At 64.0% G+C, this 24620-nt stretch carries 24 protein-coding genes and 2 pseudogenes; 6 read left to right on the top strand and 20 right to left on the bottom strand.

Annotated elements, in window-relative coordinates; genetic code table 11:
* Positions 1-14: 14 nt before the first annotated feature.
* The 7 genes from LQF09_RS01585 to LQF09_RS01555 are packed head-to-tail and all read right to left on the bottom strand — an operon-like array spanning position 15 to position 7442.
* Complete coding sequence (locus LQF09_RS01585) at positions 15-1163, bottom strand: acyl-CoA dehydrogenase family protein (protein WP_270068985.1); 1149 nt, start codon at positions 1161-1163, stop codon at positions 15-17.
* A 13-nt stretch (positions 1164-1176) separates the two neighbouring features.
* The gene (locus LQF09_RS01580; RefSeq protein WP_270068984.1) at positions 1177-2391 is read right to left on the bottom strand and encodes an acyl-CoA dehydrogenase family protein; all 1215 of its coding nucleotides are present in this window, start codon (positions 2389-2391) and stop codon (positions 1177-1179) included.
* Positions 2392-2411: 20 nt separating this feature from the next.
* Entirely contained in the window at positions 2412-3578 is a 1167-nt protein-coding gene (locus LQF09_RS01575; RefSeq protein ID WP_270068983.1) for an acyl-CoA dehydrogenase family protein, read from the bottom strand.
* A 17-nt stretch (positions 3579-3595) separates the two neighbouring features.
* On the bottom strand, positions 3596-4774 hold the full coding sequence (locus LQF09_RS01570) for a lipid-transfer protein (protein ID WP_270068982.1): 1179 nt from the start codon (positions 4772-4774) through the stop codon (positions 3596-3598).
* Positions 4775-4793: 19 nt separating this feature from the next.
* Positions 4794-5213 carry a MaoC family dehydratase gene (locus LQF09_RS01565; RefSeq protein ID WP_002925295.1) on the bottom strand — a complete coding sequence of 140 codons (420 nt, stop codon included), beginning with the start codon at positions 5211-5213 and terminating at the stop codon, positions 4794-4796.
* Positions 5210-6442, bottom strand: a complete 1233-nt coding sequence (locus LQF09_RS01560; RefSeq protein ID WP_270068981.1) for an acyl-CoA dehydrogenase family protein — start codon at positions 6440-6442, stop codon at positions 5210-5212. Before LQF09_RS01560 ends, LQF09_RS01565 begins: the two co-directional genes overlap by 4 nt.
* A gap of 10 nt (positions 6443-6452) precedes the next feature.
* On the bottom strand, positions 6453-7442 hold the full coding sequence (locus LQF09_RS01555; RefSeq protein ID WP_270068980.1) for a bifunctional MaoC family dehydratase N-terminal/OB-fold nucleic acid binding domain-containing protein: 990 nt from the start codon (positions 7440-7442) through the stop codon (positions 6453-6455).
* Positions 7443-7785: 343 nt separating this feature from the next.
* Here LQF09_RS01555 and LQF09_RS01550 point away from each other — a divergent pair, with 343 nt between their 5' ends.
* From LQF09_RS01550 to LQF09_RS01530, 5 genes and pseudogenes are all read left to right on the top strand, one after another.
* On the top strand, positions 7786-9315 hold the full coding sequence (locus LQF09_RS01550) for an MFS transporter (protein WP_270068979.1): 1530 nt from the start codon (positions 7786-7788) through the stop codon (positions 9313-9315).
* Positions 9316-9468: 153 nt separating this feature from the next.
* Positions 9469-9756, top strand: a pseudogene (locus tag LQF09_RS01545) (transposase); the annotation flags it as partial.
* A complete protein-coding gene (tnpB, locus tag LQF09_RS01540) occupies positions 9753-10097 on the top strand; it encodes an IS66 family insertion sequence element accessory protein TnpB (RefSeq protein ID WP_270068977.1) in 345 nt (114 codons plus the stop codon). The pseudogene LQF09_RS01545 and the gene tnpB (LQF09_RS01540), both read left to right, overlap by 4 nt.
* A 66-nt stretch (positions 10098-10163) precedes the next feature.
* On the top strand, positions 10164-11684 hold the full coding sequence (tnpC, locus tag LQF09_RS01535) for an IS66 family transposase (protein ID WP_270068976.1): 1521 nt from the start codon (positions 10164-10166) through the stop codon (positions 11682-11684).
* Positions 11684-11941 carry a hypothetical protein gene (locus tag LQF09_RS01530; RefSeq protein WP_270068975.1) on the top strand — a complete coding sequence of 86 codons (258 nt, stop codon included), beginning with the start codon at positions 11684-11686 and terminating at the stop codon, positions 11939-11941. The genes tnpC (LQF09_RS01535) and LQF09_RS01530 overlap by 1 nt, the downstream gene beginning before the upstream one ends.
* A gap of 302 nt (positions 11942-12243) precedes the next feature.
* On the opposite strand, the gene LQF09_RS01525 is transcribed toward LQF09_RS01530, so the two are convergent.
* From LQF09_RS01525 to LQF09_RS01470, 12 genes and pseudogenes are all read right to left on the bottom strand, one after another.
* Positions 12244-12963 (bottom strand): hypothetical protein, encoded by a 720-nt coding sequence (locus LQF09_RS01525; protein ID WP_270068974.1) that lies wholly within the window; start codon positions 12961-12963, stop codon positions 12244-12246.
* A gap of 38 nt (positions 12964-13001) precedes the next feature.
* Positions 13002-14108, bottom strand: a complete 1107-nt coding sequence (locus LQF09_RS01520; RefSeq protein WP_270068973.1) for an AAA family ATPase — start codon at positions 14106-14108, stop codon at positions 13002-13004.
* 190 nt (positions 14109-14298) lie between these two features.
* Positions 14299-15390, bottom strand: a complete 1092-nt coding sequence (locus LQF09_RS01515; RefSeq protein WP_270069908.1) for an IS5 family transposase — start codon at positions 15388-15390, stop codon at positions 14299-14301.
* A gap of 166 nt (positions 15391-15556) precedes the next feature.
* Positions 15557-17152, bottom strand: a complete 1596-nt coding sequence (gene tnpC, locus LQF09_RS01510) for an IS66 family transposase (protein ID WP_270068972.1) — start codon at positions 17150-17152, stop codon at positions 15557-15559.
* A 38-nt stretch (positions 17153-17190) separates the two neighbouring features.
* Positions 17191-17541 carry an IS66 family insertion sequence element accessory protein TnpB gene (gene tnpB, locus LQF09_RS01505; protein ID WP_270068489.1) on the bottom strand — a complete coding sequence of 117 codons (351 nt, stop codon included), beginning with the start codon at positions 17539-17541 and terminating at the stop codon, positions 17191-17193.
* Complete coding sequence (gene tnpA / locus LQF09_RS01500) at positions 17541-17849, bottom strand: IS66 family insertion sequence element accessory protein TnpA (protein WP_168987771.1); 309 nt, start codon at positions 17847-17849, stop codon at positions 17541-17543. The genes tnpB (LQF09_RS01505) and tnpA overlap by 1 nt, the downstream gene beginning before the upstream one ends.
* An 80-nt stretch (positions 17850-17929) precedes the next feature.
* Positions 17930-18784, bottom strand: coding sequence for a hypothetical protein (locus LQF09_RS01495; protein WP_270068971.1), 855 nt, complete (start codon positions 18782-18784; stop codon positions 17930-17932).
* A gap of 106 nt (positions 18785-18890) precedes the next feature.
* A complete protein-coding gene (locus tag LQF09_RS01490) occupies positions 18891-19508 on the bottom strand; it encodes a hypothetical protein (RefSeq protein WP_270068970.1) in 618 nt (205 codons plus the stop codon).
* 361 nt (positions 19509-19869) lie between these two features.
* Positions 19870-20154, bottom strand: a pseudogene (locus tag LQF09_RS01485) (IS91 family transposase); the annotation flags it as partial.
* A gap of 14 nt (positions 20155-20168) precedes the next feature.
* Positions 20169-20474, bottom strand: a complete 306-nt coding sequence (locus LQF09_RS01480) for a type II toxin-antitoxin system RelE/ParE family toxin (RefSeq protein WP_270068969.1) — start codon at positions 20472-20474, stop codon at positions 20169-20171.
* A 7-nt stretch (positions 20475-20481) separates the two neighbouring features.
* Positions 20482-20754, bottom strand: a complete 273-nt coding sequence (locus LQF09_RS01475; protein ID WP_270068968.1) for a type II toxin-antitoxin system ParD family antitoxin — start codon at positions 20752-20754, stop codon at positions 20482-20484.
* A gap of 110 nt (positions 20755-20864) precedes the next feature.
* Positions 20865-21653, bottom strand: coding sequence for an AraC family transcriptional regulator (locus LQF09_RS01470; protein WP_270068967.1), 789 nt, complete (start codon positions 21651-21653; stop codon positions 20865-20867).
* 159 nt (positions 21654-21812) lie between these two features.
* Between LQF09_RS01470 and LQF09_RS01465 the strand changes: the two genes are divergently transcribed.
* Positions 21813-22805 (top strand): bile acid:sodium symporter family protein, encoded by a 993-nt coding sequence (locus LQF09_RS01465; RefSeq protein ID WP_270068966.1) that lies wholly within the window; start codon positions 21813-21815, stop codon positions 22803-22805.
* Positions 22806-22837: 32 nt separating this feature from the next.
* On the opposite strand, the gene LQF09_RS01460 is transcribed toward LQF09_RS01465, so the two are convergent.
* Positions 22838-24544: a methyl-accepting chemotaxis protein gene (locus LQF09_RS01460; RefSeq protein ID WP_270068965.1), complete on the bottom strand. Its 1707-nt coding sequence runs from the start codon at positions 24542-24544 to the stop codon at positions 22838-22840.
* Between the last annotated feature and the right edge of the window lie 76 nt (positions 24545-24620).

Raw genomic sequence — 24620 nt, 5'->3', positions numbered from 1 at the left:
CGGCACGGATGCGCCTACTGCGGGCTCAGTTCGCCGAAACGCTGTACATGGAAGTCACCATCGCCCAAGCTGGCCTGAGCAACGCGGATACGCTTCAGGTACAGGCCGACGTCCAGCTCGTCAGTGACGCCCATGCCGCCATGCATCTGTACCGCCTCGCGACTGATGCGATGTGCAACCTCGCCCGCCTTCCATTTTGCCAGGCTGGCCATGCGCGCACGGGCCGCAGCATCGAGCGCGGGATCGTCCAGCGCAGCCAGCCCGGCCATCACCGTACTGCGCGCAAGCTGCAGCTGGGCAAAACACCATGCTGCACGGTGCTGCAAGGCCTGAAAGCTGCCAATCGGCACATCAAACTGCACCCGCGTCTTCAGGTACTCGACTGTCGCGTCAAACAGGCTTTGCGTGGCGCCCAGCAGTTCGGCAGCCAGACAGACGCGCCCCCGGTCCAGGGCCGCGTCGAGTGCCCGGAATCCCTCACCCTCGACCCCCAGCAGCGTCGCTGCAGCAAGGCGTACGTCCTGCAGCACGAGATTGGCGTGATTGCGCGCATCCAGGGTCTTCATGGCTGACACCTGCAAGCCCGGCGCACCGGCCGGCACGAGGAACAGGCTGATGCCTGCACGCTCGCCCGCCAGTCCGCCGGTGCGTGCGGCAACGACGAAGGCATCCGCCCCAATGCCGTCGGCGACGAACGCCTTGGCGCCATTGAGCACGTAGTCCTCTCCGTCACGCGTCGCATTCAAGGCAACGGCGGCTGGGTCATGGCGCGACTGCTCGTCAAGCGCCAGCGCAATCCGCTTTTCGCCAGCAATCAGCGCCGCCATCCATTCGGCCTGCTGAGCCGCGGAACCGGCCAGCTCGATCACACCACCGCCGAGCACGACGCTCGACAACAGCGGCGAGGCCGACAGGTTGCGGCCAATCTGTTCGAATACCGCCCCCAGTCCCTTGCAACCAAAGGCCAGGCCGCCAACCGCCTCGGGGAAGGGGATGGCGCTCCAGCCCATGTCGACCATCTCGCGCCACAGCGCGGCGTCAAAACCCTCGGCTACGCCCGCATCACGCAGCTTGCGCTGGGCGGCGACCGGGCTTTTCGCCATCAGGAACTCGGCGGCTGTGTCGGCCAGCAGTTGCTGCTCTTCGGAATAAACCAGACTCATGACACCCTGCTCCTCACTTGCCCTGCTTGCCGCTGTTGCCTTCGGGCAGCTCCAGCACCCGTTTGGCGATCACGTTCAACTGCACCTCGGACGAACCACCGGCGATGGTCTGCGCGAAGCTGCCCAGCCAGGCCTTCGTCAGCGCCAGTTCCTGCGCCTCGAAGGCCTCGCCTTCCCAGCCCAGCGCGCGGTGGCCAAGCACGTCGGCCAGCACTTCGAACTTGTCCTTCTCCTGCTCGGAATGCACCAGCTTCATGATCGACATCAGGCCGGACACATTCCTGCGCGCACGCGCCTCTTCCCCCATGCGCTGGGCCGTCAGGCTGTAGGCCATCTCGTCCATTGCCATCGCAAACACGCGCTGCCGCAGCGCGATATCGGCCGGTGACGAGGCGGACGGCGCAGGCAGGTACTTGCCGGCAATCGACAGCAGGTCGAAGTGCGTCGGCAAGGCAAACTCGCCGAACTTGGACATCGCCCGACGCTCGTGCTGCAGCAGCGCCTTGGCCAGCGTCCACCCGCCATTGAGCGGACCGATCAGCTGGTGCCGGGGCACCTGGACGTTGTAGAAGAACACTTGGCAGAAGGACGACTTGCCGCTGATGAGGTCGATCGGCCGCGCCTCGATGCCCGGCGACGCCATGTCAACCACCAGCAGGCTGATGCCCTGCTGCTTGGGCACGTCGGGGTTAGTGCGCACCAGCATGTACATCCAATCGGACTTGTCGCCGTAGGACGTCCAGATCTTGGTGCCATTGACCACGAAGTGGTCGCCGGCATCGACCGCGCTGGTCTTGAGGCTGGCAAGGTCGGAGCCGGCGTTGGGCTCGGAGAAGCCCTGGCACCAGCGGATCTCGCCGCGCGCCATCGGCGGCAGCAGCTCGCGCTTCTGTGCCTCGCTGCCGAACTCGAGGATCACCGGGCCCAGCATCCAGATGCCGAGGTTGATCTGCGGCGGGCGGCAGCGCAGGCGGCGCATTTCGGCCTCGAGCACCGCGTTCTGCTCCGGCGTCAGCCCGCCGCCGCCATACTCGGCCGGCCAGTCGGGGCAGAACCAGCCCTTGTCGCGCATGCGCTCGAACCACAGGCGCTGGTCCTCGTGCTTGAACTCGACCGTGCGCCCGCCCCATACCAGCTCGCCGTCGGGCATCGCGGTGCGCATCGAGGGCGGGCAGTTGGCCTCGAGCCAGGCCCGGGTCTCGCGGCGGAAATCTTCGAGGGTGCTCATGTCTTCTTCCTGTGCGGGGTTCAGCGCGAACGCGGCATGCCGAGGCCGAACTGTGCCACCAGTTCGCGCTGGATCTCGTTGGTGCCGCCGCCGAAGGTCAGCGTGACCGAGGCGCGCACTTCGTACTCCAGCTCGCCGAGCAGGGCCGCGGCGGCCGAGCCTTCGCGCACCAGGCCGCTGGCGCCGACGATCTCGGACAGCTTGCGCAGGATATCGACCACCGACTCCGAGCCGTACACCTTGGTGGCCGAAGCCAGCGCCACGTCCATGTGGCCGCGCTCGAGGTCGGCGGCGATGCGGAAGTTGATCAGCCGCATGGCCTCGATCCTGGCATAGCACTCGGCGAGCAGGCTGCGCACCCAGGCCGCATCGACCGCGCGGCGGCCGTTCTCGTCCTGGGCCTTGGCCCACAGCAGCACGCGGCGGAACAGGGCGACGACCTTGTCCGACCACGAGCCCAGGCCCAGGCGCTCGTGGTTGAGCTGGGCGGTGATCAACTTCCAGCCGCCGTTGAGCTCGCCCACCAGCATGTCCCTGGGCACCTTGACGTTGTCGTAGTAGGTGGCGGCGGTGGGGTTGCTGCAGGTGGGGATGACGGTGTGCGAGAAGCCTTCCACCGTGGTGTCCAGGATCAGGATGGACACGCCCTTGTGGCGCGGCAGGTTGGGGTCGGTGCGCGCGGCGAGCCAGACGTAGTCGGCGGCCTCGGCGCCCGAGGTCCACAGCTTGTTGCCGTTGACCACGAAGTGGTCGCCTTCGAGCCGCGCGCTGGTCTTGAGCGTGGCGAGGTCTGAGCCCGCCTCCGGCTCCGAATAACCGATGGCGAACATGATCTCGCCGGCGGCGATGCCGGGCAGGAACTTCTTCTTCTGCAGCTCGGTGCCCGCCTCCATCAGCGCCGGGCCGACCGTGCTGATGGTGACGAAGGGCAGCGGCGCGCCGGCGATGTTGGCCTCTTCAAAGAAGATCAGCTGCTCGGTGGCGGCATAGCCCTGGCCGCCGTGCTCCTTGGGCCAGCCCACCGCCAGCCAGCCGTCCGCGCCCATCTTGCGGATGGTGTTGCGGTACAGCTCGCCGCCTTCCTTGCCGCGCAGCTCGCTGCGCAGCTCGGGGGTCATCAGGGTCTGGAAGTAATCGCGCACCTGCAGGCGCAGCGCGTGTTGTTCCGGGGTCAGATCGACGAACATCGTTCCTTCTCCTTCGCTCAGGCGACGCCGAGGATGAGGCCGCTGGTGGGCACGCCGGTACCGGCGGTGACCAGCACGTTCTCGACATCGGCCACCTGGTTGGCGGCCGTGCCACGTACCTGGCGCACCGCCTCGGCGACGCCGTTCATGCCGTGGATGTAGGCCTCGCCGAGCTGGCCGCCGTGGGTGTTGATCGGCAGCTTGCCGCCGCGGGCGTGCTCGCCGGCGCGGATGAAGTCCTTCGCCTCGCCACGCTTGCAGAAGCCGAACTCTTCCAGCTGCGGCAGCACGAAGGGGGTGAAGTGGTCGTAGATGACGGCGGTCTGGAAGGCGTCGGGGCCGAGGCCGGACTGGGCGTAGAGCTCCTTGGCCACCACGCCCATCTCCGGCAGGCCGGTGATGTCGTCGCGGTAGTAGGAGGTCATGCTCTGCTGGCCTTCGGTGATGCCCTGCGAACCGGCCTTGATGATGACCGGCTTCTGCTTGAGGTCACGGGCGCGCTCGGCCGAGGTGATGACCATCGCCACCGCACCGTCGGATTCCTGGCAGCAGTCGAGCAGGCGCAGCGGCTCGGCGATCCACTTCGAGGCCTGGTGCTCTTCCAGCGTGATCGGTTTGCCGTAGAAGAAGGCGGCCGGGTTGGTGGCGGCGAAGTCGCGCACGGCGACCGACACGCGGCCGAAGTCCTCGCTGGTGGCGCCGTATTCGTGCATGTAACGCTGGGCGAACATGCCCACCCAGGCGGCCGGGGTGTGGAAGCCGTAGGGCATGTACCAGCCGTAGTTCACGTTCTCGAAGATCGGCGTGTCGCCAAAGCCGTAGGTGCCGGTGCCGAAGCGGTACCACGAACGCTCGTTCATGGCGCGGAACACCACCACCACCTTGGCCAGGCCGGTGGCCACCGCCATCGCGGCATGCACCACCGGCGCGCAGGCGGCGCCGCCGCCGTGCGGGATCTGCGAGAAGAACTTGACGTTCTTGCAGCCGAGCAGGCGCGCGATCTCGTAGTCGGGCACCTTGTCCATGGTGTAGGACGAGAAGCCTTCGACCTCGGAGGGGTCGATGCCGGCATCGGCCAGCGCGGCCAGGGTGGATTCCATGGCCAGGCGCAGCTCGGTGCGGCCGGAGTTCTTGGAGAATTCGGTCGCGCCCAGGCCAACGATGGCGGCGCGGCCGGAAAGGGACATATCCGTCATGTGTTCGGTTCTCCGCGTGTCAGGGCAGCACCAGCGTGGCCGTGCCGGTCACATGGCTGCCCATCGAGTTCTTGCCCTTGAGGGCGACGTCCACCTCGCGGCTGGCCGCATCGGTGCGGACGACCTCGCCGCTGAAAGTCATGGTGTCGCCCGGGTAGTTGGGCGCGCCGAGCTTGATCCGGAGATCCTTGAAGCGCGCCGCCGGACCGGCCCAGCCTTCCACGAAGCGCTGGGTGAGGCCGCTGGTGGTGAGGATGTTCATGAACACGTGCGGCGAGCCGAGCTGCTGGGCGGCCTCCATGTCGTGGTGGCCGGGGAAGTAGTCGCGGGTGGCGATCGCCGCCGAGGCGATCAGCGTCGTGGTGATCGGGATCGCCAGCTCGGGCAGCGCCTCGCCGAGGCGCACGTCGTCAAAGCGCTTGCTGTTCTTCGAGGTCATATTTCCATCCCAGCTTGTCGTTGTTGGCGAGCCAGTCGCCGAGTCGTTCGAGCGTGGCGGCGCTGCCGCCCAGGGTGATGCCGAGCGCGCGGCTCCAGAAGCGCTTGCTGTTCTTCGAGGTCATATTTCCATCCCAGCTTGTCGTTGTTGGCGAGCCAGTCGCCGAGTCGTTCGAGCGTGGCGGCGCTGCCGCCCAGGGTGATGCCGAGCGCGCGGCTCCAGTACAGGTAGCGGTGGATCGGGTAGGTCAGATCGACGCCGATGCCGCCATGCACGTGCTGCGCCTTGTGGCCGACGAGGTGGCCGCATTCGCTGGCGAGGTACTTGACCGCCAGCGCCTCGGACGGCGACGGCAGGCCGGCATCCAGCCGATACACCAGCTGCCACAGCGCGGAGCGCAGCGCCTCGATGGCGATGTGGGCGTCGGCCATGCTCATCTGCACGGCCTGGAAGGTGGCGATGGCGCGGTCGAACTGGCGGCGGTCGTTGATGTACTCGACCGTGCGGCGTACCTGCTCGGTGCTCACGCCCAGCTGCAGCGCGGCCAGCGCGGCGATCGCTCGCTGCTCCAGCCAGGGCAGCGCGGCCTCGGGCAGCACTGCGTCCGCCGCAAGGCGGTGGGCGTTGAAGCCGAGGTCGGCGACCGCCTCGCGATGCGTGAACACGCCCGGTACTTTCTCGATGCCGGCTGCACGCAGGTCCACCGACACCAGGCGGGGGCCGTCGTCGGTCTCGGCCAGCAGCAGCGCGCGGCACACTTCCGCACCCAGCGCCACGGCGGCCACCTTGCCATCCAGCACCCAGCCGTCGCCCTCGCGGCGGGCCTTGAGCGCGATGCCGTGGGCACGCGCCGCGGCACCGAGCGCCAGCGTGATCATCAGCTTGCTCTCGGCGGCGGCCGTAGCGATCTCGGCACCGCTGGCGCCACCGAAGCGCGCCAGCGTGGCGGCGGCGAGCTGGTGGCGCCACAGCGGCACGTGGCCGAGGCCGCGCCCCTGGGCCTCGAGCACCAGCATCAGCTCGGTCATGCCCAGCCCGCTGCCGCCCGCTTGCTCGGGAATGGCCAGCGCATGCAGGCCGGTTTCGACGCACTGCTTCCACAGGTCGGCCATGAAGGGCTCGCCGGCGGTATCGAAGGCGCGCAGGCGGTCGTCGGTGCACAAGTCACCGAACAGGCTGCCTGCCATGTCGGCGATGGCGCGCTGGTCGTCAGTCAGTTGGAAATCCATGCTCTTCTCCTCAGGCCGCAACCGGGCGGAACATCGGCAGGGTCAGCTCGCCGTCGTCGAAGGACTGGAACTCGACCTGCACGCGCTGGCCGATCTTGACCTCGTCGCGCTTGACGCCGACCAGGCCGGCGATCAGGCGCACGCCCTCGTCGAGTTCGATGAGGCCGATCGGGTTGGGATGCTCGAAGGGCGGCACCTCGGGGTAGTGCATGACGACGAAGGAGTAGATGCTGCCCTTGCCGGAAGCCTCGACGGTGTCCCAGTCGAAGGAATGGCACTTGATGCACACCGGCGCCGGCGGATGGCGCAGCGTGCCGCAGCGGGTGCAGCGCTGGATCAGCAGCTTGCCGGCGGCGGCGCCTTCCCAGAAGAAGCGGGTGTCGTCGCTGACGCCCGGCTTGGGACGCTTGAACTTGGGTACCGCAGGCGCCGCACCCTTCTCCACCGGCTTGGGCACGTTGGCGGGACGGAACTTGAACACGCGGAACAGCAACTGGCCGACCCGCTCGTCGCCACCCTCGTCACCACCGGGCTTCTGCGAGAAGAAGCTCATGATGAGGGTGACGAAGTAGCCGGTGCCGAGCGCGGTGGTCTTCTCCTCGCCGACCGCATCCAGGCGGGTGGTGTAGTAGAGCTTTTCACCCAGCGTCACGTAGCGCTCGAAGCTGAGGTCGGAATTCACCGCCACCACCGAGGGGTAGCCGTGCGCTTCCATGATCTTGAGCACTTCGTACGGGTTTTCGTCAGTCGAACCCGGCGCGTAGTTGTTCATGTGCAGGCCTTCGAGACACCAGGCCTGCAGCATCGCCGGCGGCGCCACGATGCCGCCGAACTCGGTGGTGGCGGCGTAATCCGCATCGAGGTAGAGCGGGTTATCGACGCCCATCACCTCGCACCACTGGCGGATCATCGGCGCGTTGACCTCGTCCCAGGCGTAGACGCGACCGTACTCGCGACCCACCTTGGCACGCACTTCGGACATCCATTCCTGTTCAGCCAAGTTCGTCTCCTGCTGTTGTGTGAGGCGCGCCCGATCGACGGCGGCGCCTGCGGGACCCTGCCGCGACCAGCGGCGCGCATGCATCTGGTGATGCGTCGCAGCTTTTCGCAGCGCTTGCAGCGAGTCTAAGAGCAGGACCCTCGGCGACACTTCGTCTGAACGGACGATGGACAAGGCAAGCGAAACCCGACATTCGGCAGCGAACCGGGTGCCGATCGCCGGCCTCCGTTTCCGAGCCCGCTTTAGTCCCATCGGACGATGTGTCCCCACCCCCCGGGCCCGACCATCCGCCCGACAGAACAAGGCGGCGCGCATCCGCATGCGCTGCATACGGAGACAGCCCATGGATTCACGTACCGACACGCGCTCAGCCTGGGCGGTGTATGCCGCGCTGCTGTTCGGCACCTTCATCACCATCGAGGCTGCCGCCTTCCAGGCCCCTGCGCTGCCGAGCGTGACCCGGCATTTCGGCATTCCGGTGAACATGTCGGCGCTGATCCTGATCCTGTACTCGCTGGCACTGACCGTGTTCGCGCCGATCATGGGCCGCCTGGGCGACCAGTACGGGCGCAAGCGGGTGATCACGATCGGCATGCTGGTGTTCGCAGTGTCGGAGTTCGCCGCCGCCTGGGCGCCCAACTTCGGGTTCTTCCTCGGCGCCCGCTTCGTCCAGGGCCTGGGCGCGGCCTGCATCCTGCCCGGCGTGTTCGCGTATGCGGCGCACCTGTTCCCGGACAACAAGCGCGGCCTGGCGCTGGGCATCCTCGCCTTCACGATGACTTTCGGCGCGGCCTCGGGCGGCCTGCTCGGCGGCCTGCTGATCGACCGCCTGGGCTGGCCCAGCGTGTACTGGATCAGCGGTGCGCTCACCCTGGTCGGCCTCGTCCCCGTGCGCATGCTGGTGCCCGAGATCGCCCCCGCCAAGCACCAGGCCGCCTTCGACTACACCGGTGCGATGCTGCTGTTTGCCGTCATCGCCTCGCTGCTGTCGCTGCCCACCTGGGCAACCAACTTCGGCAAGGAATCGCCCATCACCTGGGCCATCGTGGTCGTGGGCATCAGCGCGCTGGTGGTGCTGTGGCGCCACAGCAAGCGCGCGCCGAACCCGGTGATCGACCTCGGCATCCTGTCGCGCGGCGCCTTCGCCACGCCCTCGGCGATCTACTGGCTGCACATGATCTTCTCCAGCGGCGTCGTCTACTCGCTGGCCTTCTTCATCAACAGCCGCCCGGGCGGCACGGCCGCGCAGTTCGGCTTCGTCACCCTGTTCCTGTACGGCAGCGGGCTCATCAGCTCGCCGATCGCAGGCAAGCTGGTCGACCGCATCGAGCCGCGCGTACTGGTCATCATCGCCATGCTCGCCAGCCTTGGCGGCACCCTGCTCTTCCTCAACATCGACGTCACCACGCCGCTGTGGATGGTGATCGCGGTAGCCTGCATCATGGGCCTGTCGATCGGCTGCAACACCCCGGCGATCATGAAGCTGGCGCTGGGCGCGGTGCCCGCCAAGAACATGGGCGCCGGCAGCGGCCTGTTCAGCATGTTCCGCGACCTCGGCAGCCCCACCGGCTCGTCGCTGTCGCTGGCGGTGTTCGGCGCCAGCCTGGCCTACGCCACGCAGGACGCAATCATGCGCCAGACCGCAGCGCTAGGGCTCGACACGGCGAGCCTGGAGGCGCTGGCCCGCGCCACCGGCAGCCGCGCCCGCGAACTGCCCGCCGAAGTCGCCACCCGCCTGGGCGAGGCCGGCCTGTCGGCCAACACCGTGCTCGCCGAAGCCAACATCGCCGGCCTGAATACCGCCCTCACCAACGTGGGCTACATGCTCCTCGGCCGTAAGCGTCCGCCCAATGCCGTCTTCCCTTCAGCGTAGCTGTCGCTGACGATCACCCCCTCGGAGGGGGCACCCAACTTTGTGCCCACAATGGATTTCATGGACACAAATTTGGACCAACGCCCGCATCGCGGCCCGCGCGGCCCATACCGCCGCCATTCGATCGATTTCAAGCGCACCGTCGTCGAACAGTCGCTGCAGCCGGGCGCCTCCGTGTCGCGTCTCGCGCGCCAACACGACGTCAACGCCAACCAGATCTTCGCGTGGCGCAAGGCCTACCAGGAAGGTCGCCTGGGGGTGGCTGCGTTCGTGCCGATCATCCTCGCCGACACCGACGATGAGGACGCGCCCGAGATGCTCGATACCCCAGCGGCCGCGTTCGGTCGGCTGACGATCGAGCGCAAGGGCGCACGGCTGACTGTCGAAGGACGTCCCGACGCCCAGGTGCTCGCGCAGGTTCTCGCGGTGCTGCTGCGGTGATCGTCCCGCCTGCGGGCACGCGGATCTGGATCGCAGCCGGGATCACCGACATGCGGCGCGGCTTCGACGGCCTGGCCGCGCTCGTTCACACCCAACTCCAAGCCGATCCCTTCAGCGGACAGATCTTCGTGTTCCGGGGCCGGCGTGGAGATCGGATCAAGGTGCTGTGGTGGGACGGCGACGGGCTGTGCCTGTTCGCCAAGCGGCTCGAGAACGGTAAATTCGTCTGGCCGCAGGTGACTCATGGGACCGTGGCGCTGACGCCGGCCCAGTTGTCGATGCTGCTCGAGGGCATCGACTGGCGGCGTCCGGTCAGAACGGCGCCGAATCGCGCTGCATAGCGGCTTATAGGAGCTTTTTAGCGTCATTTGGCGGCGTTTGGCGGCATGCTCCGGTATCATGTCGCCATGTCGAACACCCCTGTTTCCTCTCCTGACGAAGTCATCGCCCTGCGGGCGAAGGTGAGCGAACAGGCCGCCGAGATCGAGCACCTGAAGCTGGTGATCGCCAAGCTGCGCCGCATGCAGTTCGGCCGCAGCTCGGAGCAGATGAACGAGATGCTCGGCCAGTTGGAGCTCTCGCTCGAGGAGCTCGAGACCCTGCGTGCCGAGACCCCGGCCGAACCGCCCGCGCCAGCCGATATGCGCGAGGTGCCCCCGCCCCGCAAACCGCTCCCCGATCATCTGCCACGCGACATTGAGGAGCACCTGCCTTCGGCGTGCGACTGCCCAGCCTGTGGCGCCTCGCTCAAGAAGCTGGGCGAGACCGTCAGCGAGATGCTCGAGTACGTGCCGGCGAGCTTCCGGGTGATCCGTCATGTGCGCCCGAAGTTCGCCTGCAGCCGCTGCGACACGATCGTGCAGGCGAACGCGCCCGCGCGACCGATCGCCCGGGGGCTGGCCGGCGCGGGGCTCCTGGCCCATGTGCTGGTCGCGAAGTATTGCGATCACCTGCCGCTGTACCGCCAGAGCACCATCTACGCTCGGGAGGGTGTCGAACTCGAGCGCTCCACGCTGGCCGACTGGGTGGGGCAATGCAATGCGCTGCTGCGCCCGTTGGTCGAGGCGCTGCGCAAGCATGTGCTCTCGGCCACCAAGCTGCACGCCGATGACACACCGGTGCCGGTACTCTCGCCGGGCGAAGGCCAGACCCGGACCGGTCGGCTGTGGACCTACGTGCGTGACGACGGCCCTGCAGGCGACGAGACGCCCCCGGCCGTGTGGTTCGCCTACTCGCCCAATCGCCGGGGCGAGCACCCGCAACGCCACCTCGCGCGCTTCAAGGGCGTGCTGCAGGCAGATGCCTTTGCCGGATTCGCGCCGCTCTATCTGGGCGGGGCCATCCAGGAGGCCGCCTGCTGGGCGCATGTGCGGCGCAAGTTCTACGATCTGCACAAGGCGCAGGCCTCGCCCCTGGCGGCCGAGGCGCTCAAGCAGATCGGCCTGCTGTACGCGGTTGAAGAGGCGATTCGCGGCAAACCGCCCGAACTGCGCCGGGCCGAGCGGCAGGCGCGCGCTGGCCCCGTGCTGGTCGCGCTACGCGCCTGGTTCGACGCCACGCTCAAACAACTCTCGCAGAAATCGGCATTGGCCGAGGCGATCCGCTATGCGCTCGCCCGCTGGGACGCGCTCGTGCGCTACAGCACCGACGGGCGCATCGAGATCGACAACAACGCCGCCGAACGGGCGCTGCGCACGGTCGCCCTGGGTCGGAAGAATTTCCTCTTCGCGGGCTCCGACGCCGGGGGCGAGCGTGCGGCGGCGATCTACAGCCTGATCGGCTCGGCCAAGCTCAACGGCCTCGACCCCGAGGCCTACCTGCGTCATGTGATCGGCCGCATCGCCGAGCATCCGGTCAATCGTGTCGACGAGCTGTTGCCGTGGAAGGTCGAGCTGAAGGTGCCGGCTCCCGAACAGAAGGCCGCCTGATGAAGTATCCCGCCGCCGACCCGCTGGCAGCGCTCAAGAACGTGGACTGGCTGATCTCAAATGGGGGCCAGATCTCGCTCGGCGCTGTCGGCCCGGTTGAGTGTCCCGCAGTGGCAAGTGACGAGAGTGAATGCCTGGCGATGCTACAGCGCCGCGATGGTGAATCCCTCCACCAGCTTCTGACCCGCCTCGATGCCGCCATCGCCCGCGCATGGAATGAGGGCGAGTTCACCGACGAGATCAACCCGGACTGCTGAATAACTGGCAAGACGGCGATCGTCGGACGCTTACCCTCGGCCTCATCGGCCTGGCGCTGGTGCTGAGCCTGCGGCTCAAGCGCACACAGGTGGGCGTGGACGAAGCGCAGTCGCACAAGGCCGCGACATAGTGATTAGCAAAACCTCAGCATTGTGATGGAACGAAAGAAGTCCAAGGTACCTTCCTTCAATGGCGCACCCAAGCGAAGCTGTGATTAATGTTCGCCATGAGCGGCAGCGCCCAACTCGCCGGTAATGTCCTCTCGATGGAGGGCTCGAAAGGCGTGCCATTAACGTTGCCGCTAGGTCAACACAAACGCGGCTTCAACCGCTTCCCTAAGTTTCGCTAACAGTGCCCCTGGACGAGCAGCAACAATCTCCAGCAGAGCCTTGTCTGTATGCCTCGGCAGACCAGGACGAGTATTCGTGTTTCGAATCAAGAGAAAAAGCAGCGATTTTCCTCGGACAAGCATTCCGTAATGGGAAGACAGTGCAGCTCTCAACTCGACTGGATACATTTCTCCTGGACGCAGCGCTATAAGCGCGGGCTTTGCAGTGGCATCCAATACGTGATCAGGATGGTTCGAAATGGAATCAGACGGATTAGCCAGATGGCGAGAAAGTGCCAAAGCGTACCAATCGAGAAACTCCTCAAGCTCCGCTTTATAGCTCGTCACTTCGGAACCAACCAAAAGACCCTCGAGATTTCCGTCAGCTATAACATCGTTCTCTATCGAATACCCAGAGGTGAGGCAGAGTGCAGGCGCTACATATGCTGTAGGAATCTCAGTATTGACCCATGTGTCGCGATCAGCGATGAATGCAAGCCGCACTGAGGTTGGAATCTCACCGCGTCTCTCAAAAACTTCAAGTACATTTTCTCGTCCCCCTGCAGGCAGAATGGACACACCAATGTGGCTCAAATGCTCCTCGAAACGTCGGTAGACTATTAGATCATCGGATCCCTCGCATACAACTGTCGGCAAATCCGTCTTCTTGAGAAGGGCGATGATCTCATCCACAGTCGGTTGGGCTTTCCTAGCTCTTGCGGATGCCACGACTACGCCTCCTCATCACCGCGTGCGGGGTCGATCAGAAGCTCCTTATCTGGATACTTGCTATAGATAAAAGGCGAATGGGTGGCTATTACGAATTGGTTGCTCGTCTGCTGGCTCATCAAAATAGAAAACAATTGGCGTTGCCAATCCACATGAAGACTCAGCTCAGGTTCGTCGACAAAGAACACCGCATCGCGATAGAACGCGTTGTATGCAATGAAGCTCAACATTTGCTTCTCGCCAGCCGAGAGCGCGTCGGAGTTAACAGCACCAGCCGCATCACCGAAACTCAGACTGCGGCCAAGCTTGATGCCAGAATGACGAAATAGTCGCATCGCCAAGCCCCGGACGGCTTCCAGAGGACGCATGATTTCCTCCCGGGAGTCTTCCATGCCTTCAATTTCTGTGCGAATGTCATCTAGAAGCTGATTTGCACTATGTAGCTTTGCGGTATCGCCTGCCTCTCGCTTGTAGGCCTTTATTTTTGCAATCACATCTTGGGACATTCTCTGCTGAAGATTGTTGTACTCCTCTGAAAGGTCGGTGTATTGCCGAACCAAGAGGTTTACAACATCTACAGTGCTCAATGCTGCCACGAAGACATGACTGCCGTTCGTTAGCCGCTTGGATAATGCAATAAGTGACTCTTCAATGTCATTCCTCGCTCGCGATAGCGCATTACTTCGATCGCTTAGCGTAAATCCGCCCTCTATTCGGCGAAAGGTTGGCAGGAATACTGACGAACCAATCGCAATTAATCGACTATTAGCCTCATCTTCTGCATTGAAAACCACATCCCCGTCGTCGTCCTTTAAATCCTCAAAAGTTTGAACTCCGTCAGAGTCCCGCCAATCTATCCGGCATGTCATTGGGGAAAGGCGATAGACCGTACAACTGTACTCTGACGTCTCAAGAGTGGCCTTTCTGAAGCTCACCTCCTTAACAGCCTGCAAAATATTACCGCTCATGATGTACCAAGCAAGCTTTAGAATGCTTGTCTTTCCGGCGCCATTCCTACCCGTGACAATGTTTAAGTCCTGATTGAAGTTGAGTCGGAGCGGGCTTTCGCGCCCGAATAGTCCAATAACTTCGAAGCTCTTAATATGCATACCACCACTCCGTTCTTGATTGGTTTTTGAGGCTTAGCAGCGCGATGAAAAAGCCGGCGGTACCGCGCCAGCACTGAGGTTCAGGTCGAATTTCATCGTGACATCGTTTTCCGGAATCGCCTTCGCACCGCGTTCGAATTGTCTTCGTGGCCGCAACGGCGACCACGAAGGTCCGTTTGCGCGCCTGCGCTCATACCTTCACCTCCGAAACGCTCAACTTCGCGATTCGGAGCAAGTTGTATGCGGCACCGGAAATGAAGGCCGCCATCTGAGTCCTCGCCTGGCCGATGAAACGGGTCTTTCGCAATCCGCCGACCGTTTTCAACCAACCGAAGATCTCCTCGACGCGCTTTCGCTTGCGCTGGCTGACCCGGTATCCGTCGGTCCGGGTGGTTCGTCCATCGAGGCCAGGGGTCTTCCGATCCTTGATGCGCGCGATATGCGGTCGCACCTGCTGCTCGCGCAAGTGCCCGACAAATTCCTTCACGTGGTAGCCCTTGTCGGCGCCGAGCGTCTTGGGGTGAATGTGCCGTCGACGTGCGCGAGTGAGCAGCTGCCGCGCGGCACGGTGCTCGGCCTGGGTCGATTCGGTGATGAGGATATCGACGCACAGCCCATTGCGGTTCTCCATGAGCACATGCCCGCCATAGCTGAGCTTGGCCGGCTGGCCGTTGCCCTTGCGCATGAGTCGAGACTCGGGATCGGTCGTGCTTTGATGCGTGGCGTTCGAGCGCTTCTCGCCCTTGAAGTCGACCATCCCGGTGCCGTCATCACCGTCCTTGGGCGGGGTGCCATCCTTGGGCTTGAAGCTCTTGAACGAAGCCCAGGCGTCGATCAGCGAGCCGTCGACCGTGAAGTGGTCCGAGGACAGCAGCTTCTGCTTGCGGGCCAGATTGACGACCTCATCGAAGAAGCGTCGAGCCACGTCGATGACGACAAGGCGTTCGCGCAGCCGGCTGAAGTTCGACTGGTCCAGCGTCGGGCTCTCGAGATCCATGTCGAGAAACCAACGGAACAGGATGTTGTAGTCGAGTTGTTCGCAGAACTGCCGGTCCGAGCGAACCGAATACAGTGCGATCAGCAATTGCGCCTTGAGCAGTCGCTCTGGCGGAATCGATGGGCGACCGACCGAGGAGTACAGCGCGTCCAACTCCCCGGAAATTGCGCCCAGGGCACGGTCGGCCAAACGCTTCACCCGTCGCAGCGGATGATCCGCCGGCACACGCGACTCCGGCGAGAAGTAGTGGAACAGCGAGGACTGGGGGTCGAGTTGGCCGCGCATCGTTGCAGGACAAGGAGACTGGAGATACATATATGACAGGCAGCTTTTCGGATCGTTCACAGCCTTTTGCATCACGCTGCTAGCGATTTTCGATGATGAGTTGGTCATTTGGGATCTCGAGCTTTCTTGTTGCAGTGCCGTAAGCGCTCACCCAGCGGCGTCGTTGCTACGCAGCGCGCCTTGAGATTTCCGAGCGCAACGGCGCTTTCCCGAAGTGCTGCTTCCACAGTCTGGGCGTGAGCTGCGCGACGTCGGCGGCCGGGTGCTGGGCGACGCGCTGCAGTACGTCGACGAGATAGTCGTAGGGATCGAGCTCATGCAGCCGACAGGTCGCAATCAGGCTCTGGACGACGCCGACGTGCTGGGCGCCGAGCTCGGTCCAGCTGAACATCCAGTTTTTCCGACCCAGCGGAATCGGCCGCAGCGCCCGTTCGAGGTGGTTGGTATCGATCGGCACATCCGGGTCGGCGAGGAACACTTCCAGTGCCGCCCGTCGCTTGTGTGCGTAGATCAGCGCCTTGGTCAGCGGGTTGCTCGGTAGCAGCCCCTGCGCGTCCAGGCGCTCCTGTACCCAGGTGAAGAAGGCCGTCACGATCGGACGGGCGTGATCGAGCCGGTACTCGCGCTTGGCCTCGCCCTTGAGCTTGTCGTCGCGGATCTTCGCTTCGACCGCGTAGAGCGCACCAATGAACTCGAGCGCCTTGGCCGCCAGCGCTGGCTCGGCCGCCTCGGCGTTGATGAATTCGCGCCGGCAGTGCGTCCAGCACTGCGCGTGCGTGAGCCCGGTCTTGCTCGCGTAGGTCTCGTAGGCGCCGTAGCCGTCCGAGAGCAGCACACCCCCTTCGGTGGGCTTGAGCCCGAGCACCTTCTCGACGTTGCTGTGGGCGCGGCTGTCGAAGAACGGGAAGCAGATCTCGTGCAGTTCGCCATACACCGGCCAGAAGTAGCAGGCCTTCATCTTGCCCGGGCCGGCACGGCCGGCCTTGATCGGGGTTTCGTCCATGGCCTTGACGCGACTGGCACGGATCGACGCGAGCTGCGCCTCGTAGATCGGCGTGAGCAGCGCGGCCGCCTGCGCAGCCAGTTGCGTGAGCCAGGCGCGGCTGACCGTGATGCCAGCGTCAGCCAGGCGCTGATGCTGGCGGTACAGCGGCAGGTGCCAGGCGAACTTGTCGAGCAGCAGCCCGACCAGGAAACTCACGTCGGCGCGGCTGCCCTCGAGCACCCCGACAGGCGCCGCCGGGCAGTGGATCGTCTGCGTGTCGCGGCGCTTAATGACCGGGCGCACGTACTTGAGGATCACGTAGCTGCCCGGGCGCTGCGCCAGGCGATGGCTGACCTTCTCGCCGATCACCTCGAACTGGTCGGCGGCAAGCCCCTCGGTCTCGGGGTTGGCGAGCGTGATGGTCTCGACCGGCACGCGCGTCTCGTCGAAGAACAGCGCCGATTCGTCCTTGTCCTGGGCGTAGTCGGTGCGCGACGCACGGCGGGTGTGTCCCGCCACGGTCTTGCCGGGGACATCGGGCTGCGTGTCGGGGATCGGTAGCTCGCCCAGATACATCTGCGCCGGGTCCGGTGGGACCAGGCGCTTCTCGCTCTTCTGGCCGAAGAGCTGGCGGCGGAACCACTCGAGCTGATGTTGGATGGTCTGCACTTGGCGCTGCAGATCCTCATGCGCCTGGGCCAGTTCGACGACGCGCTCGGGCGCCCACTGGGCGGCCTCGGCAAGGGTCGGAACGGGGGCGGAGTGCGGCGCGGGCATGGCGCATATTTTACCGTATGACCCAGCATTCATGCGGGTTACACGGCGTTTGCGGGCAGTCGGAAACGGCGCTTGTAGCGTGCCGGCTCGATGCCTTCGAGCAGCAGCTTGAGCCCGGTCCAGTCCATCTGGCGCGTGCGAACCTGCGCCCAGTTCGACACGAAGCGTCCCTGTTCGAGGCGCTTGGCCCACACACAGAATCCGGTGCGATCCCAGTACAGCACCTTCATCTGCGTGCCGCGCCGGTTGATGAATACGAACAGCTCGCCCGAAAGCGGATCGCAGCCGAGCGCCTGGCGGGTGAGCGCGTACAGGCCATCGAAGGATTTGCGCATGTCGACCGGGCGGCCATAAACATGGACGCGGACCGCGCCTTCGGGGAAGAACATCAGCCGCGCGACAGGTGAAGGATCACGCCGTCGCCCAGATCGAGCCGCAGCTCGAGGCGACCCGTGCCGCCGAGTTTGACCGTGCCGGCGTCGACGAAGCCGATGCGCTCCATCGCCGGCGCGGCGGACTGCGTACTCGGCTCGCCCAGCAGGCTACGCCAGCGCCGGAAGGTCGACTCGCTGAGCCCCTCACGGGCGCAGAACGGCTCGACCCCCAGCCCACTCTCGGCAAACCGCGCGATGACTGCTTGCCATTCCTGACGGCTACGCCGCCGCCACTTGTTGTTGGTCGCTGTCGCCCTAGTCACTGCCGGCTCCTCCCTGATGAATGTGGGAGGGATTGTTCCGCGCGGACGGAGGCCGGAGAAGGACGCCGCTCAGTGACCGGTTACGCAGTGCCGTCTGGGAAAGAAATGACAGTTGTTTTTCCAAAGCCTTTAAAGAGAACTACCGTTCCATCGAACGCCGTGTAGTCCTTCGGTGCGTTCCGGCTCTTCGAGGTCAGAGCTTTCGGAAGTAACGATGAGTAAGGCTCTTTAACGTAGATGACGGGCTTTTCAACCCGAACGTGAGCGGTTCGCATGGCAGCATCGAGTAATTGGCCAGAAACCCCGCCGATGAGCAGAGGCAGCACCAAAATTGCCGCAAGGCTAAACAATTGTACCCGTCTGAGCTTTTCTGGATTGCCCAGCTGAACAATATTCTCGTTTTCATCGGTGAGCAAGACGGCGTTCTTCACTGCCTCAATTTTCTTGATCTTGTTTCCACTCGATACGTAGACCGAGTAGAACAAATACAGACCGACTGAAAGCATCGGCAAGTTCCAGTAAGCGGTTGAATCTTGACTGCCTAGAGCCAGAATGATGACTACGGAGTACAAAGCGAATAGAACCGCTGACCATTGAAAAGGTGCAAGCGTGTGGGCGGGTTCGGCTTTGCGTTTGCGGAAAATATTGACTCCCCAAACAAAAGCATTGAACACGACCCTTATGGCTGGCGACAGGGTAATTCCAAGCGAAACCAAACTGGCAGTGAAGAATACGTAAATCACCCCGAAGCACGCGGCAGCCATGAGAAATAGCAAACCATCACCGACGGATAGATCCTGAGGAAAGTGGTTGATTCTCAGCAAATAGGTGATAACGCAGACACCACCAACAAGAATGCCAAACTTCGACGCAGCGGTGACTATCTTCGACACCGACTCGATGTTTTTCTCAAGAGATGAAGTGGAGATCGACATGATTTATCGCTACCGTCGAAGGTAAGGGGCACTGCTCGACGCTTTATCGCTCAGCGTCCAGCGACCGCAGGAAGCGATCTTGACCGATAGGTTAGGCCTCATTGTTCTAGCCAAGAACATTGTAAGCGCCAGCGGATGCATTCGGAATTCGATGACACTTCTCGATGATGGCCAATATTTCGTAACCGAGTTCCCGTGCTCTCTTTGTAATGCGTAGTGCTTCCTCATATGCCTCAACCGGTGCCGGCCTCGCGTTCAATAGACCACCAGGCTTAACGTCTTGAACTACAGCCTCCAATAGTTGGTAGAACTCAACTACCTTCACCTGAATGTCGACTTCGAGCACGCCAAGGCGATCTAGACTACTCTTGTAGATGAGAAATCTATCCTCTGACACTTGAATCTCGTATGAGTACGATGTTATCTGATTGGAATTAAACGCCTCTACCACGCGCTCCAGTTGTTTTATGTAATACCGGTGTTCAGCAAGTTCGATAGTTGCTTTAACTTCCGCATATAACTGGAGAGCGGTAGAACGTTTTTCTTTACGATCTTTGAGCTTGGCAATTATGTAGTTTGGAAAGAACGACGATACTGCCCCGACAAAAGCGCCACCAAGGGCGCTGTAAATAGGAAGGTATGGATTCTGCTCAACGAACAGAGACTTGACGGTTCGTATTATCTCAATCGTTTCGAGAATAGATTTCGCATCGATTTCGGCCATGGGAGAAGGTATTGTGAGGTCTAACGAATAGGGCTTATCCCTCACGCCGCAAGCACCGTTCAGTGTGCGGGCGCCTGCCGCGAGGGATAAGCCTTGTTGAACTGAACCGCCGCTCTGGCGGTGATACTGGGGATTCTACGCGCGGCTCATCCACATTGGATAGAGCGCGACAGAACTCTGGCATCAGCGGGTCGCCGCTCCCGGCTCAGCGCTCGCGGCCATCGCCGTAATCGGCCGCAATCGTGTGCCGACCCTGCGTCGGGCGTGTGGTGTCGGTCGCGTTCGCCAGTCCGAGAACGTGCCACGGCCTACCGGTGCGAGCGCCGCATCAGCGAGGATTGAGATGGGGGCGCGTGAGTGTTCATGGTGGCCCATCCCGACAGCGCGGCGCCGACGCAGGCGGATCGTACCGGCGAGCCATGACGATCTCGACCGTGTGCCAACGACCGCCCCCACAGTGCGGGCAGCATCGCGGGTCTTCGCCACTGACGTGGTCGAGGAAGTCCTCGGCTGCTTCGATCACCACCGCTTGTGGTGCCGGCGTCTGAAGTTCCGCACAGGTGGCGGCAAGCCGGGCCCGCTTGTGGCCGCAGGCGAGCAGCCCGTAGTAGCGCAGGCGCTTGAAGCCGGCCGGCAACGCATGGCGCCGACCGCGTGTCCTCAGTGCCCTGGCCAGTTCAAGATCGCCGGGACATCCCGGGCGTGGTGCAGGACGCGCGCAACAGTGATCCCATCGTACTCAACGAAATAGAACAGAACATAGGGCGTCGACGTCGGCCAACTGCGCAGGCCATCCGCCAGTTCGTCACGCACCCGGCCCATTTTCGGCTGCAAGAGCAGCGTTCGCGAATCGCTTTGGATCTGATCGAGTAAGCGGTCGGCAGCCTCGACGCTGTCCTCGGCGATGAACAGCCAAGCCTCAAGCAAATCGTTCTCCGCACTGGCGGAATACAGAACCTTGCTCACGCCGTCGCTACGCCGGTCGCCGAGCTGCCAGTGCTGCCCGGCCGCGTTGCTTGATTTCGTTGATGTCGAGCTCGCGCGCCCGACCCGACTCGATGTCGGCGACACCTTGGGCGATGTCGGCTTTCAGGCTGGCCAGGTTCGCCGCCTGCACGCCCTGGTAGGCCTCGAACAATCGCAGTGCTTCGCGGATGACTTCGCTCGCAGAGCTATAGAGGCCAGACTCCACGTGCTGGCGCACCCGCTTTTCCAGCTCCGGTGGTAAGGAGACGTTGAGGGACATGGCGCACTCCAGGCGATGTCAAGCAATGGCATAGTTTGCCACTAAACCGACTGCCCGTGCGCCTGGCAGCGCATTCCTGCAGCCTCGAAGAGCCGCTCCCTTTCCCCCACTCACCCATCCCCCCGCTCCCCCGCAAACTCCCCCGGCGTCGCCCCGAAATGCTCCCTGAAGCTGGCGATGAAGGCCGACACCGAGTCGTAGCCGCAGGCGATGGCGACATCGGTGACGCGCTCGCCGGCTTCGAGCAGAGGTAAGGCGCTGATCAGGCGCAGGCGCTGGCGCCAGAGGCGGAAGTTCAAGCCGGTATGCTCGCGGAAGAGCCGCGCCAGTGTGCGTTCGGAACACCCCAGGCGTTCCGCCCAGGTGGCCAGGCCTTCGCGTGAGTCGGGTTCGGCCTCGAGCGCTTCGCAGAGCTGGCGCAGGCGGGGTTCCCGCGGCAGCGGCAGCATCAGGCCCAGCGTGGGCGCTGCGGCCACCTGGTCGAGCAGGACGGCTGCGAGCCGGCCGCCCGGGCCGCGCTCGTCATACTCCGCGGGCAAGTCGCCGAAGCTGCGGATCAGCTCGCGCAGCAGCGGGCTCACGGCAAGCACGCGGCAGCCGCCCAGCGCAGCGGGCAAGGCGGCGGGCTCGATGTACAGGCTGCGGATCTCGGTGTTGGCCGAGCAACGCACCTGATGCGCAACGCCCGCAGGGATCCACACCGCGCGCTGCGGGGGCGCGATGAATCGCCCGCTGTCGGTGCGCACGTCGAGCACGCCCGCCACCGCATACGCGAACTGGACCCAGGGATGGACGTGGCGATAGCCGAGCGCGCGATTGGCCACCGACTCGGCGTGGCCGAAGACCGATCGCGGCAGGACGACGAGCCCGGCAAGTTCTTCTGATGGAGACGGCGGCATGTCTGGTCAGCGATATTGAAGAGCCGACTGGCGTTAGCTGGAAGTATCGCCCTTGGTTAGGCTCCCTCACAAGCGCGCCGCCGTCATGCCGAGCCCGCCCTCCACAGGCCTGTTTCCAGCCCGTTTTCTACCGCTTCTTACGCAGCTTCCCGCACCGCAATGAACCTTCTGCATCTGCTTTTCGACCGCTTCACGATCCTGCTCACTGCCGTCGTGGTGCTGGCCACCGTTGTGCCCGCGCAGGGCGCATTCGCCGTGTTCTTCGACTGGCTGACCCATGCGGGGATCGCGTTGCTGTTCTTCCTGCACGGCGCACGGCTTTCGCGCCGCGCCATCATCGACGGGGCGATGCACTGGCGCCTGCACCTGCTGGTGTTCGTGTGCACCTTCGCGATGTTCCCCTTGCTCGGCCTGGCACTCGGGCCCGTGCTGCGGCCGCTGCTGGGCGATGCGCTCTGGCTTGGCATGCTCTATCTGTGCCTGCTGCCGGGCACGGTGCAGTCGGCCATCGCCTTCACCTCGATCGCGCGCGGCAACATTCCGGCGGCCGTCTGCGCGGCGTCGGCATCGAGCCTGGTGGGCATCGTGCTGACGCCGCTGCTGGCGGGCCTGGTGCTGGGCAGCACCGGGGCGGGCGTGCCGCTCGGGGAAGCCGTACTGAAGATCGGCCTGCAGTTGCTGCTGCCCTTCGCGGCCGGCCATGCCCTGCGGCCATGGATCGGCAGCTGGGTGATGCAGCAACAGCGCTGGCTGCGCCTTGTGGACCAGGGCTCGATCCTGCTCGTGGTGTACACGGCCTTCGGCGCGGCGGTGCTCGACGGGATCTGGCGCGTGGTGCCGGCCTGGGCACTGGCGCAGTTGGTGGTGTGCTGCGTGGTGCTGCTTGCGGTGGTGCTGGTCGCCACCACCTGGCTCGCGCGCACGCTCAGCTTCAGTGTCGAGGACGAGGTCACGATCGTGTTCTGCGGCTCGAAGAAGAGCATGGCCACCGGGGTGCCGATGGCACAGATCATCTTCAGCGGCGGGGCGGCAGGCCTCGCCATCCTGCCCTTGATGGTGTTCCACCAGATCCAGTTGATGGTGTGCGCCGTGATGGCGAGGCGCTACGCCGATCGGGCGTCCCTGACCGAAGCGTCAGCTCCGCGTCAATGAGCCCGACCGACGCATATGCGCCGTGCTGCGATCTAGGTCCGGAAGTCCGAGATCGCACCGGCCAGGCGATGCGTCGCCTCGCGCAGGCTTGCCGCCGATTCACTCATTCGGCGTGCGGCGCCGCTGGTTTCCCCCGAGGACCGCGAGATTCTCTCCATGTTCTGAGCGATCTCGGTGCTGGCGATCTTCTGCTCCCTGACCGAGAGGGCAATCTCGTCGACGCCCCTTCCTGCGTGTTCGACCGATGTTCGTGCCTGTTCGAGCGTGGTCTCCACGTCGCCGGCAAGGCCAGAGCTCACCTCGACCGACCTCAGGCCCGCCTCCAGCGCAGTGCGTACCTGTGCCGTCCGTTCCATGATGCCGCGCGCAACGCCGTCGATCTCGGCTGCCGAGCTGGCAGACTTCTCTGCGAGCTTGCGGACTTCATCCGCCACCACGGCAAAGCCGCGTCCCTGCTCACCTGCCCGCGCTGCCTCGATAGCCGCGTTGAGCGCCAGCAGGTTGGTCTGGTCGGCGATATCCCTCACCTCGCCCGTCATGTGGGTGATCGCACTCGTACTGCTGACGAATTCCTCGACCGCATGCGCGATGCCGTCGACCGTGTTGCCGATCCGGCGAATTTCGGCAACGAGCTGGGCAACCTTTCGATGACCTTCGGTGCTGTTGGATACGCTCTCCAGGGATTGCCGGTGCACGACGTCGGCCGACTCCGCAACCGTGGCGATGGACACGGTGAGTTCCTCGACCGACGCAGCATTGCTTGATACCGCCTGGGACTGCTCCTCGGCGGTGTCCTGCAGGGTATCGGCCGTTTTCGCCACATCGCCCGCCGTACCATTGACGGACTGGACCGACACGGCGACCTGCCCAACCAGCGAATGCATCTTGGCCAACATCGCGTCAAGCGCATTGGCCATCTTGCCGATCTCGTCCTGGTTCGAGATCCTGGCGCGCAGCGTCAGATCATTCGTGCGGGCGACTTCCGCCATCGTGTGTTCGAGTTGCATGACGGGCCGGGTAATGGAGCGGATGATCATCCAGGCGAGGGCTGCGAGTATCGCAACCGCAGCTGCGATGAAAACCGCCAGTCCGGTCTTTACGGCAGCGTAAATGTCGCGCGCGGCCTGCGCCTCCGCCGTTGCCCGCTCGCTGGCAATCGCCACGATCCGCTCCACCAGACCATCAATCTGCGCAGTGGGCGCACGATCGACCCCCCTGACCAGCGCGTCGACCTTCGTTGCCGGGTCGAGGTCGTCACGATCGTAGGATCTGAGCGCATTCAGATAAGCCGGAGCCAGTTCAGCGAAGATCGTCCTGACCCGAGCGACCTCCAGACGATCGGCGATCCCCATCTCTCGACTCAGCGCCTCCAGGCGCTCCAAAGCGTCGGATACGGCCTTGTCCTGCTGGTTGAAGCCCTGGAGGTGGCGTTCGTAGCTGGCCGGATCCTTGCCCCGGAGCAGCACATTCTTCCACTCCTGGACCTGGGTCTTGAAACTGACCTGAGCGCTCCGGGCGGTATCCACGGCACGCATCAGCTTCTCGCTATCGCCGACGACAACCTCCAGGCGGTCGTTGAGCCTGCTGGCCTGAAAGAAGGAGAAGCCGCCGACGAGAATCAGAAGCAGTAGGCAACAGAGCGTCAGCAGGAACAGCCGCGCCTTGATCGTGATGTTCTTCATTTCCGGTTCTTCCTTGCTGTGAGCTAAGCAACTCTGAACGCCCTCGGCGTTCAACATACGCCGGCAGCGAGGCGCGGCTGTGACAAGGCCCGGGAAACGAAGTCGTCACACGGCTCGGGCAGAAAGCGCTGTT

Source organism: Thauera sp. WB-2 (assembly GCF_027594845.1).
GTDB lineage: Bacteria > Pseudomonadota > Gammaproteobacteria > Burkholderiales > Rhodocyclaceae > Thauera > Thauera mechernichensis.
This window is presented reverse-complemented; position numbering and strand designations above follow the sequence as displayed.

Excerpts from the sequence above, each read along its gene's own strand:
- LQF09_RS01585 (WP_270068985.1), bottom strand. The coding sequence starts at position 1,163 with ATGAGTCTGGTTTATTCCGAAGAGCAGCAACTGCTGGCCGACACAGCC.
- LQF09_RS01580 (WP_270068984.1), bottom strand. The coding sequence starts at position 2,391 with ATGAGCACCCTCGAAGATTTCCGCCGCGAGACCCGGGCCTGGCTCGAG.
- LQF09_RS01575 (WP_270068983.1), bottom strand. The coding sequence starts at position 3,578 with ATGTTCGTCGATCTGACCCCGGAACAACACGCGCTGCGCCTGCAGGTG.
- LQF09_RS01570 (WP_270068982.1), bottom strand. The coding sequence starts at position 4,774 with ATGACGGATATGTCCCTTTCCGGCCGCGCCGCCATCGTTGGCCTGGGC.
- LQF09_RS01565 (WP_002925295.1), bottom strand. The coding sequence starts at position 5,213 with ATGACCTCGAAGAACAGCAAGCGCTTTGACGACGTGCGCCTCGGCGAG.
- LQF09_RS01560 (WP_270068981.1), bottom strand. The coding sequence starts at position 6,442 with ATGGATTTCCAACTGACTGACGACCAGCGCGCCATCGCCGACATGGCA.
- LQF09_RS01550 (WP_270068979.1), top strand. The coding sequence starts at position 7,786 with ATGGATTCACGTACCGACACGCGCTCAGCCTGGGCGGTGTATGCCGCG.
- tnpC (WP_270068976.1), top strand. The coding sequence starts at position 10,164 with ATGTCGAACACCCCTGTTTCCTCTCCTGACGAAGTCATCGCCCTGCGG.
- LQF09_RS01530 (WP_270068975.1), top strand. The coding sequence starts at position 11,684 with ATGAAGTATCCCGCCGCCGACCCGCTGGCAGCGCTCAAGAACGTGGAC.
- LQF09_RS01520 (WP_270068973.1), bottom strand. The coding sequence starts at position 14,108 with ATGCATATTAAGAGCTTCGAAGTTATTGGACTATTCGGGCGCGAAAGC.
- LQF09_RS01515 (WP_270069908.1), bottom strand. The coding sequence starts at position 15,390 with ATGCGCGGCCAACTCGACCCCCAGTCCTCGCTGTTCCACTACTTCTCG.
- tnpC (WP_270068972.1), bottom strand. The coding sequence starts at position 17,152 with ATGCCCGCGCCGCACTCCGCCCCCGTTCCGACCCTTGCCGAGGCCGCC.
- tnpB (WP_270068489.1), bottom strand. The coding sequence starts at position 17,541 with ATGTTCTTCCCCGAAGGCGCGGTCCGCGTCCATGTTTATGGCCGCCCG.
- LQF09_RS01495 (WP_270068971.1), bottom strand. The coding sequence starts at position 18,784 with ATGTCGATCTCCACTTCATCTCTTGAGAAAAACATCGAGTCGGTGTCG.
- LQF09_RS01490 (WP_270068970.1), bottom strand. The coding sequence starts at position 19,508 with ATGGCCGAAATCGATGCGAAATCTATTCTCGAAACGATTGAGATAATA.
- LQF09_RS01475 (WP_270068968.1), bottom strand. The coding sequence starts at position 20,754 with ATGTCCCTCAACGTCTCCTTACCACCGGAGCTGGAAAAGCGGGTGCGC.
- LQF09_RS01470 (WP_270068967.1), bottom strand. The coding sequence starts at position 21,653 with ATGCCGCCGTCTCCATCAGAAGAACTTGCCGGGCTCGTCGTCCTGCCG.
- LQF09_RS01465 (WP_270068966.1), top strand. The coding sequence starts at position 21,813 with ATGAACCTTCTGCATCTGCTTTTCGACCGCTTCACGATCCTGCTCACT.
- LQF09_RS01460 (WP_270068965.1), bottom strand. The coding sequence starts at position 24,544 with ATGTTGAACGCCGAGGGCGTTCAGAGTTGCTTAGCTCACAGCAAGGAA.